At 43.3% G+C, this 14,036-nt stretch carries 13 protein-coding genes; 7 read left to right on the top strand and 6 right to left on the bottom strand.

Annotation, left to right across the window (positions count from 1 at the left end):
• Positions 1–259: 259 nt before the first annotated feature.
• The 6 genes from E4K67_RS18290 to E4K67_RS18265 all read left to right on the top strand — a co-directional run bounded on the left by E4K67_RS18290 (position 260) and on the right by E4K67_RS18265 (position 7,488).
• Entirely contained in the window at positions 260–907 is a 648-nt protein-coding gene (locus E4K67_RS18290) for a TorD/DmsD family molecular chaperone (protein WP_158408522.1), read from the top strand.
• Positions 908–925: 18 nt separating this feature from the next.
• Positions 926–3,127 (top strand): molybdopterin-dependent oxidoreductase, encoded by a 2,202-nt coding sequence (locus E4K67_RS18285; RefSeq protein ID WP_135549265.1) that lies wholly within the window; start codon positions 926–928, stop codon positions 3,125–3,127.
• A gap of 12 nt (positions 3,128–3,139) precedes the next feature.
• Entirely contained in the window at positions 3,140–3,706 is a 567-nt protein-coding gene (locus tag E4K67_RS18280; RefSeq protein WP_135549263.1) for a 4Fe-4S dicluster domain-containing protein, read from the top strand.
• Positions 3,707–3,709: 3 nt separating this feature from the next.
• Positions 3,710–4,615 carry a dimethyl sulfoxide reductase anchor subunit family protein gene (locus tag E4K67_RS18275; protein WP_135549262.1) on the top strand — a complete coding sequence of 302 codons (906 nt, stop codon included), beginning with the start codon at positions 3,710–3,712 and terminating at the stop codon, positions 4,613–4,615.
• 267 nt (positions 4,616–4,882) lie between these two features.
• Entirely contained in the window at positions 4,883–6,913 is a 2,031-nt protein-coding gene (locus E4K67_RS18270; protein ID WP_135549260.1) for a molybdopterin-dependent oxidoreductase, read from the top strand.
• Between the two features lie 26 nt (positions 6,914–6,939).
• On the top strand, positions 6,940–7,488 hold the full coding sequence (locus E4K67_RS18265) for a 4Fe-4S dicluster domain-containing protein (RefSeq protein WP_135549258.1): 549 nt from the start codon (positions 6,940–6,942) through the stop codon (positions 7,486–7,488).
• A gap of 299 nt (positions 7,489–7,787) precedes the next feature.
• Here the strand turns inward: E4K67_RS18265 and E4K67_RS18260 are convergent, their stop codons facing one another.
• Together E4K67_RS18260 and E4K67_RS18255 are read right to left on the bottom strand one after the other, a co-directional pair.
• Complete coding sequence (locus E4K67_RS18260) at positions 7,788–8,519, bottom strand: SGNH/GDSL hydrolase family protein (protein ID WP_135549256.1); 732 nt, start codon at positions 8,517–8,519, stop codon at positions 7,788–7,790.
• Positions 8,520–8,882: 363 nt separating this feature from the next.
• Positions 8,883–9,833: an ADP-ribosylglycohydrolase family protein gene (locus tag E4K67_RS18255; RefSeq protein ID WP_243454534.1), complete on the bottom strand. Its 951-nt coding sequence runs from the start codon at positions 9,831–9,833 to the stop codon at positions 8,883–8,885.
• Between the two features lie 279 nt (positions 9,834–10,112).
• On the opposite strand from E4K67_RS18255, the gene E4K67_RS18250 reads away from it, so the two are divergent.
• Positions 10,113–10,694: a flavin reductase family protein gene (locus E4K67_RS18250; RefSeq protein WP_135549254.1), complete on the top strand. Its 582-nt coding sequence runs from the start codon at positions 10,113–10,115 to the stop codon at positions 10,692–10,694.
• Positions 10,695–10,815: 121 nt separating this feature from the next.
• Here E4K67_RS18250 and E4K67_RS18245 read toward each other — a convergent pair whose 3' ends face one another.
• The 4 genes from E4K67_RS18245 to E4K67_RS18230 form a co-directional block, all read right to left on the bottom strand.
• The gene (locus E4K67_RS18245) at positions 10,816–11,001 is read right to left on the bottom strand and encodes a hypothetical protein (protein ID WP_135549252.1); all 186 of its coding nucleotides are present in this window, start codon (positions 10,999–11,001) and stop codon (positions 10,816–10,818) included.
• A gap of 76 nt (positions 11,002–11,077) precedes the next feature.
• Positions 11,078–11,884, bottom strand: a complete 807-nt coding sequence (locus E4K67_RS18240; RefSeq protein WP_135549250.1) for an enoyl-CoA hydratase/isomerase family protein — start codon at positions 11,882–11,884, stop codon at positions 11,078–11,080.
• Positions 11,885–11,947: 63 nt separating this feature from the next.
• Positions 11,948–12,796, bottom strand: coding sequence for an SDR family NAD(P)-dependent oxidoreductase (locus tag E4K67_RS18235; RefSeq protein ID WP_135549249.1), 849 nt, complete (start codon positions 12,794–12,796; stop codon positions 11,948–11,950).
• Positions 12,797–12,840: 44 nt separating this feature from the next.
• Complete coding sequence (locus tag E4K67_RS18230) at positions 12,841–13,998, bottom strand: acyl-CoA dehydrogenase family protein (RefSeq protein WP_135549247.1); 1,158 nt, start codon at positions 13,996–13,998, stop codon at positions 12,841–12,843.
• Between the last annotated feature and the right edge of the window lie 38 nt (positions 13,999–14,036).

The following is a 14,036-nucleotide window of genomic DNA, read 5'->3' as shown; positions in this document are numbered from 1 at the left end:
TGAGATTCGTAGTTCGAATATCTCACGATTGTCGGAAGGAAGTTCGCTAAACTCATATATAGAAGTTAAATCATACTGAAAATATTTACTTATTAAAGCCCTTCTCGCCTAGCGGAGAAGGGCTTTTGTTTTTTTGTACAATGAACCTATTCATATTTCATTTTTTTCTCTAAAGGAACAAAACTCAGGAAGCCGAATTATAGCGTAGAAAGTGAATTCCGGTACAAGGTGCCTTATCCAAAGAAAGGAGGACTACTATTTGTCGACATTTTACGAGAACTACTCTCCCCAAGGGCTGCGAATTCATTCAGACCTCCTACTCGCTTTGAGTTCGTTCTTCGCAGAAGGAGGAGAGAAAATACCCCACACCTTAGGCCCACTCGTGAGATCTTGTACTCCCTTCTCTAATCACTTTAAACTTGAGAACCTCCAGCTTCCCCTAGAAACTTTGTTAAACTGCTCCAAAGCAGATCGCGACGAGTACCGGCTCATGACCTATGAGTTTAATCGCCTCTTCGTTGGCCCAACCGCACCTCTTGCCCCCCTCTATGAATCTGTTTATTTATCCCCAGATCATTTGATAATGGGAGAACAAACATTAGCTGTTCGCAAAATCTACCAACAAGAAAACTTACAGGCTCAAGGGCATGGGCATGAACCCGATGACTTCATTGCAACTGAACTTGAATTCACGGCTTATCTTCTAAGTCGGATTATGGAGGCCCAGGATACAATGAACGACATTAAAATCCAACACTACAAGGACCTCTACCATGATTTCTGGGAGCAACACCCTAGTCTCTGGTTAGGATTATTTGCTCAGAGGCTTCGCCAGTCAACCCATCACCCTGTCTTCTCCGCATTAAGTGAAGTTCTCGATACTCTAACAACTCTTCATACCCATTAAACACGAAGGAGGCTCTTTATGAAACTATCGCGACGCAAATTTCTTGGGGGGGCAGCTGCTGCTGTCTCTAGCTTAACCCTATTCAATTTCAATTTGTTGACGAATTCGCTCTCTGCTGATGCGGCGGATCCAAGCTCCGAGACTATGAAAACATTTCGAAATGTCTGTCCTCGTAATTGCTACGATACGTGCGGGATGATTACCTATGTTCAGGACGGAATCCTTAAAAAGGTCGAAGGAGATCCTAAACATGGCTATACAAACGGAAAGCTTTGCCTGAAAGGGTACGCTTATCCGCGCCGAGTTTACAGCCCGGATCGCATCAAATATCCCATGAAACAATCCCCTCGCGGTTCAGGTAACTGGACACGCATCAGTTGGGATGAAGCCATGGAAACGATTGCAACTAAGATTCTAGACTTGAAGAAGCGCTACGGTTCTACCCTTCCAATTTGCTTAGATAAGTACTCCGGTAATTTTGGTATCGTTCACTATGGTATTGAAGGGACAATGTCTAGCTTAGGTTATACAACTCGCGCCGTTGGCACACCCTGCTGGCCTGCCGGCATTGATGCTCAGACCTATGACTTCGGGACACTTTATAGTAATGACCCTGAAGACATGGTTAATGCAAAATATATTATTCTCTGGGGCCAAAATGCCGCCTGGACTGCGATTCACAGTTTCCCCTTTATCAACAAAGCTCGGGAGCACGGGGCTAAACTAGTGGTTATCGACCCAATCTTAACGTCGACCGCTTCAAAAGCAGATCTCTACATCCAAGTTAACACCAGTACGGATGGTGCACTGGCTTTGGGTATGGCGCGCTATATCATTGACAACGACTTAGTCGATTGGGAATATGCTCGCGCCAATAGCATCGGGTTCGATGAATGGGTGGACTATGTCAAAAAGGATATCACTCTGGACTGGGCTTCTGAAAAAACGGGCGTGCCCAAAGATACTATCATGGAAATTGCCCACGACTACGCAACAGCAAAACCAGCCAGTATGTGGGTTGGCTACGGTATGCAGCGTCATACCAATGGCGGTCAGAACGTACGTATCATCGACGCTCTTGGAGTCATGACCGGCAATGTCGGAAAATCTGGTGGGGGAGTGAATTACGGTCACTTAGAAACGTGGGGCTTCAACTATAATGCAATGGTTAACGCTGCACCAAAGGGGTCTAAAGGGTTTATTGGCCCAGATGGAAAAGATGGGGATCGCGCCATTAACATGAATAACTTTGCCCATGACGTCTCAATCCAAAGCGACCCTCCAGTAAAAATGCTCTGGCTGGCGTGCCGAAATCCTGCCTCCCAAGATCCCGACACAAATGCTATTGAAAAAATGTTTGCTTCCATGGAATTTGTCGTTACCGTAGACTCATTTTTTAATAAAACCGTCGAGATGTCCGATATTGTCTTGCCGGCGACAACCCATTTTGAAGACTGGGATGTTATGGCCAGCTATTGGCACTACTGGGTCGGTATTAATCAGCGCGCTATTGACCCCTTATACGAATCTAAAAGTGATGTTGAAATTGCTATAGAACTCTCTAAAAAAATGAATACCCTAGAACCTGGTTCATGTACCTTCCCCACTTCAGGGACACCTGAGGAATGGTTAGCCAAAGAATTCAACCCCGCAATACATCAAATGCTTGGCATTAACGATTATAAAGAACTCATCGATGGGCCTCGCAAGGCAAACATGCCTTCAGCTTCTTGGTCTGATGGACAATTCCGCACCCCTTCTAAGAAAATTGAGATTCACTGCGAACTAGCCAAGAAGAACGGGCTTCCTGCCCTTCCTATCTGGGTCGAAGAAATGAAGACTCCAGAGAAATACCCGATTAGATTTATAACGCCCCATCCCCAACATGCTTTGCATTCTCAGTTTCAAAACCTAGACTGGATGATGACCACAAACCCCGAGCCCAAGGTGGAAATTCACCCTGTTCTAGCCGCCAAATACGGTATCGCAGAAGGAAATATGGTTAAAGTTTTTAATGACCTCGGTTCAATTACTGTCAAAGCCCACCTAACCCGAACAACCTCTCAAAATGTTATTGTCTCCTATGAGTCTTGGTATAAAGACTCAAACTTCAATGTCAATTACACTTTAAAAGCAATACCCAGTGATATGGGAAAACAAGCGACCGGCAACGACGGATTAGCCTTTCACGATAATTTCGTAATGATTGAAAAAGCATAAGGAGGAATCCCATTGAGTAAACAGCTTGGCTTTTTACACAATTCAGAGAAATGTGTGGGCTGTCGGGGGTGTGAAATAGCTTGCAAAAATGAGTATCAGATCGACGCAACCCCCCAGTGGCGTAAGGTTTTTCAGCTCCATGAAGACGCTTTCCCACTTCCTACTCGAATGTTCTTCTCGATGGCCTGTAACCACTGCGCGAATCCAGAATGCCTCCGAGTCTGCCCTGTTAAGGCCTACACTAAGCGCGATGATGGAATTGTAATCCATGATCCTAATCGCTGCATTGGCTGTCGTTTATGTACCATGGCCTGTCCCTATGATCGGCCTCAATTTAACCCTGCAAAAAAGAAAGTCGAGAAATGTAATTTATGTTACCAGCGAATTGACAATGGGGAAAAACCGGCTTGTGTTGCAGCCTGCATTCCAGAGGCCCTAGAACTGGTGGAAATCAATGATAGCCTCGACCAAAAAACAGGTGTTCTGAAAACCTTGCCTGGCCTACCCAGCACGAACATTACAACGCCGTCGATTCGCTTTATCGGACCAAAACAAGGCAAACAAATAAGGAGGGATTAATCTATGGGAGACTGGGAATGGCCCTTAATTCTTTTTACCATACTGGGACAAATCGCGATCGGGATCATCCTTATGCTCTGGTGGCTCGACCGTAAAGGCAATCATCTTGACAGCCAATTCTTCAAACAGGGAGTCTATGTTTCTGGAGCCCTATTGATGGTCGCTCTATTGGCTTCACTTTTTCATCTGGGGCATCCAGAGGCAGCCTACCGCGCCTTATCCCACCTTGGATCCTCATGGTTAAGCCGCGAAATACTCTTGTTCCTCCTGACGTTCCTTGCCTGGATCTACCTTTTTTTACTGTCGAGGCACCTTACAGGGAGTCGGGTCCTTGGATCTAGTACCTCAACTACCACGACTGCTGAAACTGCGGCTGGGGGGCACCTTACAGGGAGACGATCCCTTGGCTTAGGAATCACCGCTCTACTAGGTCTAATGGGTATAGTAAGTAGCGCCATGATTTATGTTCTCCCTCGAGTTCCTGCTTGGAATAATGTTGGCCCCGTTCTTTTCTTTCTACTCACCACAGGCTTGCTAGGGGCCCTTTGTACTTTGGTTTTGGGCCAGAAATCTCTTATAGCCACTCAAAAGAAGTTTCTTCTTCAATTTGCACTCGGATGCACTATCGCCGGCTTACTCACCTTTAGTATTTATGCTTCCATGCTCAGTGGAAGTGTTGAAGGAACAGCTTCCTTAAACTTCCTATTAAATAGCCCACTATTCTGGATCCGTGCGTTATTAGGATGGCTTACTCCGCTCCTTCTTCTGGTTAGCATTCTTAAAAATCCTCAAGCCGACAAAGCTACTCTTATCTTAACCGTTACTCTCTTAGCGTCTTTAGGAGAAGTCTTAGGCCGAGCACTTTTCTACCTTAGTGCAACAGGCATTCAGATCACTGCTTTGTTCTAATATAGAGAGCGATTTCTCATTATAGCCCTGAAGGTTTCCAAGACTATTGGCGAACTTTCAGGGCTCTTTCTCCATTTTTCAGACTCCCCACTTCATATATGGCTTTCTAGTACACTTCAGTAGGGATAATTCCCCACCTAAAGTTTAGGCGCCTCAGCTTTAGCTGATAAAAGTTCAGTTCACTACTTCACTCATACTTAAAGGTGTTTCAGTAAACCCTAACGAATAATTCTCAAATAGACATGGCACAGATGGGAATGTTAGAATATGGAGCTTCATCAGCATATTTGCCCTCGTAACTGCTATGATACATGTAGCATTGTAAGCACCACTCGCAAGGGAGTCCTGATCTCTGTGGAAGGAAACCCCAATCACGAATACACCTTGGGAAAACTCTGCCCAAAAGCTCTCGATGATGTAAAAAAGGTTTATAGTCCTCAGCGTATCCGTTACCCTATGCGCCAGAGAAGTCGCTATAGCGGTTTTTGGGAACGCATTTCGTGGGATGAGGCATTAACCCTTATCGCCGAGAAAATCCTTGACCTTAAAGAGCAGTATGGAACCGCCTTACCAATTGCCTTGAACAAGTACTCTGGAAATTTCGGTATTTTACACAATGCTGTGGATGGTCTATTCACGGGCATCGGGGCAACCACTAGAGCGATCGGGTCCCCGTGTTGGTCAGCAGGAGTCGATGCTCAAACTTTAGACTTTGGCACGTTCTTTTGTTCGGATCCGCTGGATATGGCTAAGGCTAAGCTAATATGGCTCTGGGGAGTTAACCCAGCTTGGACAGCCACCCATCAAATGCCGATTATTTTCGATGCCATCGACCAAGGTGCAAAGGTCGTCTGTCTCGATACGCACTTTAGCGCTACAGCCGCGCGATCGCATCAGTTTGTTCAAGTACGCCCGGGAACCGATGGACTTCTCGCTTTAGGAATTGCTAAGATTCTCCTAGAAGAAAACCTTATAGATCCCAAGCTTAGTAACTATACTTTAGGGCACGAAGAATTCATCCACTATCTCGAAACTGAAATTTCCCTGGATCAATGTTCTCAAATTACAGGAGTTCCTATTTCGACCCTGCGAGAACTTGCCGTAGAATATGGTCAAACACACCCGGCTTGTATCTGGGCAGGTTTTGGCTTACAGCGTTATACCAATGGGGGACAAACCCTGCGCGCTATAGATGCCTTAGGAGCACTTGCTGGACACCTTGGCGAACAAGGAGGCGGGGTCCAATACGCTCAATTCGAAACCTGGCGTTTTTCCAAAGCCTTACAAAACCCACCTAAACCACTAAAACAGATAGACCGGCTAATAAATATTAATAAATTTTCAGAAGAAGCGCTAAACTGTACTAACCCTCCCGTTAAAATGCTCTGGATATCTGGAAGAAACCCTTTATCCCAAGATGGAAATCTACACCTTTGGAAAAAACTGATCAAACAATTAGATTTGATTGTCGTTAGCGACCTCTTTCATTCCGCCTCCTCCGAAGTAGCTGATCTTTTTCTTCCCGTAACGACCCATTATGAACACTGGGATATTAATGCAGGCTATTGGCATTATTGGGTTGGGGTCAACGAACCGGCAATTCTTCCGCTTGGTGAATGCCGCTCCGACTTACAGATTGCTTGGGATGTTTCCTCTCAGTTGAATAAACTTGTGCCCGGAAGCTGTTCGTTCCCTACATCGGGCAAGGAGAAGGATACCCTCTTGCGTGAACTCGGTCCCGAAATGTTGGCTATTCTAAGTCTAGAGAAACCAGAGGCTATTCTAAAAGGTCCGGTGCGGGCAAAGTTCCCTAGAACGGCTTGGGAAAACCGGAATTTTTCAACTCCTTCTGGGCGCTTCGAATTTTTCTCCATCCAAGCCGCTAACGCCAACCTTCCACCTCTTCCTGTTTTTGTACCACCTCTTAAGCCTTCATCCGCTGCCCTGCTACGTCTTTTGACTCCACATCACTACTCTACTATTAACTCTCAAGGTTATAGCTTAGATGCTCCCATAACTGATTTCATATTGCACCTTGCTCCAGAACTGGCCCAGCGTTATGATTTAGTAGCCGGAGACCGAGCTCAAATTTGGAACGAATGTGGCCATTTAGATGTAGTTATCCACCCAGAATTCGGCATATCAACAGATCTTGTAATTATATACCAAGAAGGTGTCAGGAATAATTCTCCGCTTAATCGCTTGCTTGGAACACCCTTGACAGATATGGGACATCTTAGTCTAGGAGCCCCAGGATTTGCGCTCAATGAAACATTTGTGAACTTAAGAAAACAATAATACCAATGGGAGTGTGCATTCTTAAAATGGTCAAACAATTAGGCTTCTTGCTTGATACAAATCGTTGTCTCGGCTGTGGAGCCTGTGCCAAAACCTGCCGAAATTATAATCAACTCACTTCTCCTACCGGATACCGACGGATCCGAAAGGTGGAGAAACAATCTGCGGACACTATTCAGCAATTTCATCTATCCACTGCTTGCAATCACTGTGGTGATCCTGAGTGTCTGCGAGTTTGTCCAACTGGGGCCTATTCAAAACGTCGCGATGGTATAGTAATGCATCTTTCTGAAAAATGTATAGGATGTAAATCCTGTATCGCCTCTTGTCCCTTTGGCGCTCCACAAATCAATCCCCAGACTAATAAAGCTACTAAATGCCAGCTTTGCTATGAGCGATTAGAACACGGAATGCCTCCCTACTGTGTTCAAGCCTGTCTTACAGGCGCCCTACAGCTTAAAGAACTACTTGATATTCCCCAGAACCAACTATTACGGCTCACCGCCCCGATCCCCAGCCTCCGACTAACACGCCCCTCTGTTTTCTATAAATCGCCGAGAGCAACTAAAATATAGAAAAGTTCTTAACCTAATTGGTCATGAAGCACGAATCATGCTCAGAGATTCTTATTCTACTTTGTCACGGCAGAGCTACGTACTGGCTTTTTATTAATAAAAGGAAAAGGGATCGGTATCTTTGTAATTTATTACAAAAATACCGATCCCTTTTGTTGATTTTTACAAACCCAATTATATTTGCTTTTATATAGTATAAACTAAGAATATACCGACGTAAAGGTCATTCTTCAAAAGCGCCTTTTACTTTCCTGTTTTTTGATATAGTAGCTTTTCCAAAAGTCATTCAAGCCGTTCTATTAGGCTGCGTTTATCACCCTAACTAATCGCTTATACATATAGTTCGAAATTAGCTTATATCCCCTTGTATTTGGATGAAGTCCATCCGACAATAATCCATCCAAGGTTATTTGCTCTCTCGGAAATATACTCCACAAATCCAATAAGTTTGACTCAGTCTTATCAGATACTTCCATAATTGCTGTCCTGATACCCAAAAATAAAGATTCGTCTTCAGAAACCATAGGAGGTTCAACAATGCAGAATATATCTGCGTCAGGAGCTTTACGTTTAATGACACGGATTAACTGTGCATATTTTTTACTGAACTGTTTAGGCGTGTAAATATTTCTATCGTTTCTTCCTACACAAATAAATACTGCGTCTGTAGTACTTTTTATCTCTGTTGCTCTCTGTAAGCAATAATCGATAGTTGTTCCAGATGAAGCTTTGTTGTCCCACACTATGTTATTTGAATACTTCTTGAATAAAGATGTTTTAAGCTCTTTAGTCCATCCATTCTTTAAGGGATTTGAAACCCCTTGACTAACAGCAATTGAGTCCCCAAGAATCACAGCGCTAACTTTAGCTTTTTCTAACTTTTTAATACCTGTCAAGGGATTTGCTTTAGTAACAGCTGCTGTGATCACAGGTTGCTCTGCAGCAGTTACTGTTTCTGGAATGCCAAGACTTACCAGAGTGAACGCCAGTGTTGCGGATAATAAATAAATAATGATTTTCTTGTGCTTCATTTCTTAGTTCTCTCTCTCTTTCTTACTTACGTACTTTCAGTCATTCTATCTTTCATTCTTTCTTAATGACTTAATGACTGATACTACACCTTTTTCTACTTACTGCGTTTTAAACCAAGCATTATAAAAATTGCCCCCCAAAAGGTCGCAAATAATGCTAAATAATAGAGGCTAAACTAGTAAATATCACCTAACCCTTAATGCCAGTTCCCATCATCTCATAATATTCTTGCGAAATTAGGGGAAATCTGTCATACAAATAAAAAAAGGCCCTAACAATTTTTAATGCGGCAGGAGAGAATGAGAAAAGACCACCGATTTTTCGGCGGCCTTACTGTGATGTTTCCCAGCGAACTCAAATGTTCACCTCTGTTGTAGTACCCGTTCTGAAAATTGATTAGTTATACTCAATATTTTTTCATAGTCTAATAGTTTTTTCAGCCAATGATCGGGGATATTCGAAAACCCATAATAAACGCCAGCCATACTACCCGTAATTGCTCCCACTGTATCAGTATCCCAACCTAAATTTACTGCTGTGAGCACTGCGTCCTCAAAGGACGATGTTGTGAGAAAGCTCCAGAGAGCCGCTTCCAAGGATTCAACCACATAGCCCCCAGATTTTATCTCACTCTCAGGAAGATCGGGAAGTTCACCACTAATAATACGCTTAAAATGACTTAACTGCTTGCCTATATTGCGGTCGACAAAAAACACAGTTTGAGATTTCAGTCGCATAGTGTCATAAGCTTCTTGGGGACTACTCCCTTTTAGTAATTCCTTCACGAACAGAGAATACAAACTACACGCTAATTGACTACGCGCATGGCCGTGCGTAATCTTGGAAACCTCAGAAATCCTTTGAATCATAGTGTAATCGGATTCATGGGCGAAAAATAGGGTTGCTGGGAGAATTCGCATCAGACTTCCATTCCCATTACTCTCTGCATCAGTAGGACCCGCTTTAAAGGGAGCAACCCCATTGATTAATCTCTTCATGGCTATTGATGTAGTACCGCCTATATCAAAGGATTCACCCAACGGGGTCATATAGCCATCTTGATACCACTTCACAAAGCGCCGAGCAATATCTGCAGGATTATAACCTACCTCAGACAGACTTTCAACTAGACATAACGTTAGAGAACTATCATCAGACCAAGCACCCGGTTCAAGACCGAAAGCACCTCCTCCGGTCATATCTGTGATTGGGTTTTTCTTTATTTCTGTTTTCGTCATAAACTGGACAGGCAATCCTAAAGCATCACCTATAACAACTCCCATTACTCCACCTATTATTGCATCTTGTTTCAACTGAAACCCTCCCTTTATTGCTATCCGACCCTAACTGCTTAATCAGAAGTTATCGATCATACTGGATATCCTACCCTTAATAAGGGTACTCATCTCCTATTATACTTTCTTCGGCCTTACTAAGGCTAATAATGCATTATAACCAATTATAGCAATAGGCGGGGCTTTAATTACCTTACTTTTTAATTTTCCGGGGTGATTCACATGCCAATCCATGGTATATTAGGGGATAATGTGGATAAAATTTAGACTAGGCCAATAATTTAAGAGGTGAAATATATGAAAAAAAGTTTGGGTCCTAAAACTTTGGTTTATCCTACACCGGTGTTGGTTGTATGTACCTATGATAATGAAGGCAATCCAAATGCCATGACCGCTGCTTGGGGAGGTATTTGCTGCTCATCTCCGCCTTGCGTCGCGATCTCACTACGTAAAGCCACTTATACTCATGGTAACCTTATGTCCAAAAAAGCTTTCACAATTAATATTCCTTCAGAAAAATATGTTAGAGAAGCCGATTATTTTGGCATGGTATCTGGAAAGAATGAAGATAAATTTGCTAAAACTGGTCTTACACCAGTTAAAAGTGATATTCTTGATGCCCCTTACATAAGTGAATTTCCAGTTAATTTGGAGTGTAAGATTATCCAAGTTATTGAACTGGGCCTACACACCCAGTTTATTGGTGAGGTCATGGATGCTAAAATTGATGATACCATACAAGAAAAAGGAGAGCCAATTATAGAACAAATAAAGCCTTTAATATTTGCCTTAGATAGTAGAAATTACTATGGTATAGGAAAACAAATTGGCCAAGCATATTCTCTAGGCAATGAGATAGGGAAAGAAGTTAATAGTTAATTTCATCTGCTGGCTGTCATCTAAGCGCCAGCAAAGATAAATACAGCTGGGAAACTATGATGTTACCCAGCTGTATTTATTTTGACACGGCTTAATTAACATAATCATGCCTCATGCTCATTTAAGACAAGATTCCACCTTGTCTTAAAGCCCTATAGTATTGAGGATACATAAACTTTAATAAACATAATTTTGATTTATTTTTCCTTATTAGCTCGTCATAATAACCTTGATTTGATAGATAAAGTTCTCTGATCGCCTCTGGATTATTAAGATTGTTTTTTATAAAGAGTTTTAATTCATTCATTAATGTAATATCCCCCAACATATGACCGCTTATCGCCTTTAATCAGAAGGTTGCTGGTTGGACTAATAAGGTCGAATTAGTAGCCTTTATACTGGGGAGCGCGTTTTTGCATTGCTGCGAGGTTGGTTTCTTTGAAGTCTTCACTGAGTGCACCTAGGGTAAGGTAATCTCCTTCAACTTGGAAATAAGTGTCCATAGAATAATCGTGTAAACGATTAGAAATTTGCTTAATGTGGTTGATCCCAACCGGGGACTTTGAAGTGATTACTTTGGCCAGGGCATAAGCTTCCTCATAGGCCTTGTCGGCGGGAACAACTTTATAAACCATCCCCATCTCAAGTGCCAGCTGGGCGCCTACCGGTTCCCCACACATTGTAATAGCTTTCGCTTTCATGGGACCAACGAGTCTTTGCAGTGCCCACAGTCCACCCGTGTCAGGTGTAAGGGCATAATTCACAAACAGCTCGTGGAAGTAGGCTTTTTCTGATGCTATCACGATATCGCTGGACAGGAGTAAATTACACCCTCCTCCTAGGCAACCCGCTTCAGCAAGCCCGATAATGGGTTTAGAGATAGTATACATTTTCTTAATTAGATTGGCTATTTCATACATAATTTCACGGCCAAGCGCGAGATTTTTGGCTAGTTTGGTTTTAATGATTTCTATATCCCCAGGGCCAAACGATATATCTCCTGTACCTCTGAGAATAATGGCTCGAATGTCATGATCCCATTGGGCATTATCTAAGGCTGCTCCGAACTCATCTATCACTTGTTCGGAAAGTCTATTGAGGTTTTCCGGGCTATCAAAGGTAATCGTAGCGATTTGATTTTCTTTCTCAATTTTCACGACATGATCGTACTTCTTTTCATATGGATACATTGACAATCACTCCTCTTATTTTATATATAGTAATAATTTGTCGATGCTACGCGTTGGATATGCTTACCTCTTTACCTTAGCCGGCCTTATTCCTTCCACAATACCATTTGCCCTTGCTACAATGGCGAGGTTATAGACTGGGTGGGTTAGAATATAGAACTGATCATTTTCAATCCCTTCGATAATGATCTCGACGGCTTTTTCCACCGGCAGTCCAAGTTTCATCGACGACTGCACGACCGCATCTCTTTTCTTGTAGTCTTCCGTTTGATAATAGGGATCTTCGGGATTATAAAGCTCCTTGGCACGGTGACGTAGGCAATTATTCAGGTCAGTGGCCACCACCGCAGGGCAAATCACATGAGCTTTCACTTTAGATCCGGCATCCTGGAGTTGCAATTCCAGCACTTCTGTAAGCGATAATGATGCAAACTTACTAGCTACGTATGCGGGAGAGTTTTCCACCGTTAATAGTCCAGCGATAGAAGCAGTATTGATGATCCGACACTCTTTGTCCTGCTTAATCATGGCAGGTACAAAAGCCTTTATGCCATGTACAATCCCCATGACATTCACATCCATTAACCATTTCCAATCCTGTAAAGGCTGATCCCAAATGGAACCAACGGAAATAACCCCCGCGTTATTGAAGAAGAAATCAACCGTGCCATAGGTAGCAAACGTTCTCTGCGCAAAGGCTTCCATAGCTCCGTAATTCGTCACATCAAACATAGCAGTGCTTACTTCTACTCCGCTTGCTTTTAGGTCTTTTTCCAGGCCTGATAGGTTTTCAACATCAATATCAGCTAGTGAGAGTTTTGCCCCTTTGGCGGCATACTGACGGGCTAGTTCTTTACCGATTCCATTGGCAGCCCCGGTAATGACTACAACTTTTCCCTTATAATCGTTCATATTTATATCCCCCTTTCTATTTTTATTTAACAAGATATATTCAATTAAACCATCTTGTTCTTAATTAATGTGGCTATGTTATCCATAAGAGCCTCCACTGAAGCTCCACCGATTGCCATAACCTTTGCATCGCGCCAGAAACGCTCCACACCCGTGTCAACGACGGTACCTACTCCACCAAATAATTGAATCGCTTCTCTGCTAACATATTCTGATACTTCAGCACCCTTGATTTTAAGCATACGACCGGTTGCCAGGCAAAGTTCACCTTGGTCTCTATTGGCATAGGTACTGTATACCAACGACCGTAGGGATTCGATTTCTGTATACATTTTAACCAGCTTATGTCTGGTGACCTGAAATCTATCGAACATACTTTGACCGCATTGCTCCCTCTCCATGCTATACTTCAGAGCCATCTCGTACGCACCTTCTGCTACGCCTAGGCTCACGGGACCGCAACTCAAAAATTCAGCTGTTGCGCTAACAAACATTGCCTGCATACATCCGCCCAAGGGTCCCAGAAGGCTTTCTTTGGGGAGGTGACAATTCTTGAACGAGATGCTACCAGTCGCTGATCCATGCCATCCGAGCTTGTGTTCCGCTTTACCCACATTCAAGCCGGGTGTATTTGCCTCAATTATAAAAGCGCTGAAGCCCCCTCTAGTTACAGGATCTATTTTTTCGGCTGTTATCGCCAGGACGACATATACATCCGCAACCCCAATGTTACTAATTAAGACCTTTCCACCGTTCAATACCCATTCGTCGCCTTCCAATACCGCACGAGTCGTGAATTCAATTTGGTTGGACCCACCAACAGCTTCTGTGGAACCACAGGCCAAAATAATTTCGCCACTTGCTGCTGGTGCTAGATATTTATTCTTTTGTTGAGGTGTACCCAGCATATCTAGAAGGCCTCCCGCCAGTAAGCTATGGGCTCCCATGGCTACTGTGAGGACCGGCAAACTCTTGGCAATCTCTTCCATGATTAAGGCTAGAGTGGTCTGATCTCCTCCCAGTCCACCGTATTCCTCCGACACTGTAACCCCCAGCAAGCCTAACTCACCGGCTCTCTTGAATAGTTTCATAGGAAACTCACTTGTTCGATCTATCTGCATTGCGACAGGCTTAACTTCTTTCTCCACGAAATCCCTTGCTACATTAAGCATGAGTTGTCTTTCTTCGTTCATATACCACATCTGAAATCCCCCTTATTTATTGAGTAGATCCTACATAT

Origin of the sequence: Desulfosporosinus fructosivorans (assembly GCF_004766045.1) — a bacterium.
Taxonomy (GTDB): Bacteria; Bacillota; Desulfitobacteriia; order Desulfitobacteriales; family Desulfitobacteriaceae; genus Desulfosporosinus; species Desulfosporosinus fructosivorans.
Note: the sequence above shows the minus strand (reverse complement) of the source record. Positions and strands in the feature narration are given on the sequence as shown.

Bases quoted from the DNA above. Each gene is read 5' to 3' on its own strand.
- E4K67_RS18285 (WP_135549265.1), top strand. From the start codon at position 926: ATGAAACTATCGCGACGCAAATTTCTTGGGGGGGCAGCTGCTGCTGTC.
- E4K67_RS18275 (WP_135549262.1), top strand. From the start codon at position 3,710: ATGGGAGACTGGGAATGGCCCTTAATTCTTTTTACCATACTGGGACAA.
- E4K67_RS18270 (WP_135549260.1), top strand. From the start codon at position 4,883: ATGGAGCTTCATCAGCATATTTGCCCTCGTAACTGCTATGATACATGT.
- E4K67_RS18265 (WP_135549258.1), top strand. From the start codon at position 6,940: ATGGTCAAACAATTAGGCTTCTTGCTTGATACAAATCGTTGTCTCGGC.
- E4K67_RS18260 (WP_135549256.1), bottom strand. From the start codon at position 8,519: ATGAAGCACAAGAAAATCATTATTTATTTATTATCCGCAACACTGGCG.
- E4K67_RS18250 (WP_135549254.1), top strand. From the start codon at position 10,113: ATGAAAAAAAGTTTGGGTCCTAAAACTTTGGTTTATCCTACACCGGTG.
- E4K67_RS18245 (WP_135549252.1), bottom strand. From the start codon at position 11,001: ATGAATGAATTAAAACTCTTTATAAAAAACAATCTTAATAATCCAGAG.
- E4K67_RS18240 (WP_135549250.1), bottom strand. From the start codon at position 11,884: ATGTATCCATATGAAAAGAAGTACGATCATGTCGTGAAAATTGAGAAA.
- E4K67_RS18235 (WP_135549249.1), bottom strand. From the start codon at position 12,796: ATGAACGATTATAAGGGAAAAGTTGTAGTCATTACCGGGGCTGCCAAT.
- E4K67_RS18230 (WP_135549247.1), bottom strand. From the start codon at position 13,998: ATGTGGTATATGAACGAAGAAAGACAACTCATGCTTAATGTAGCAAGG.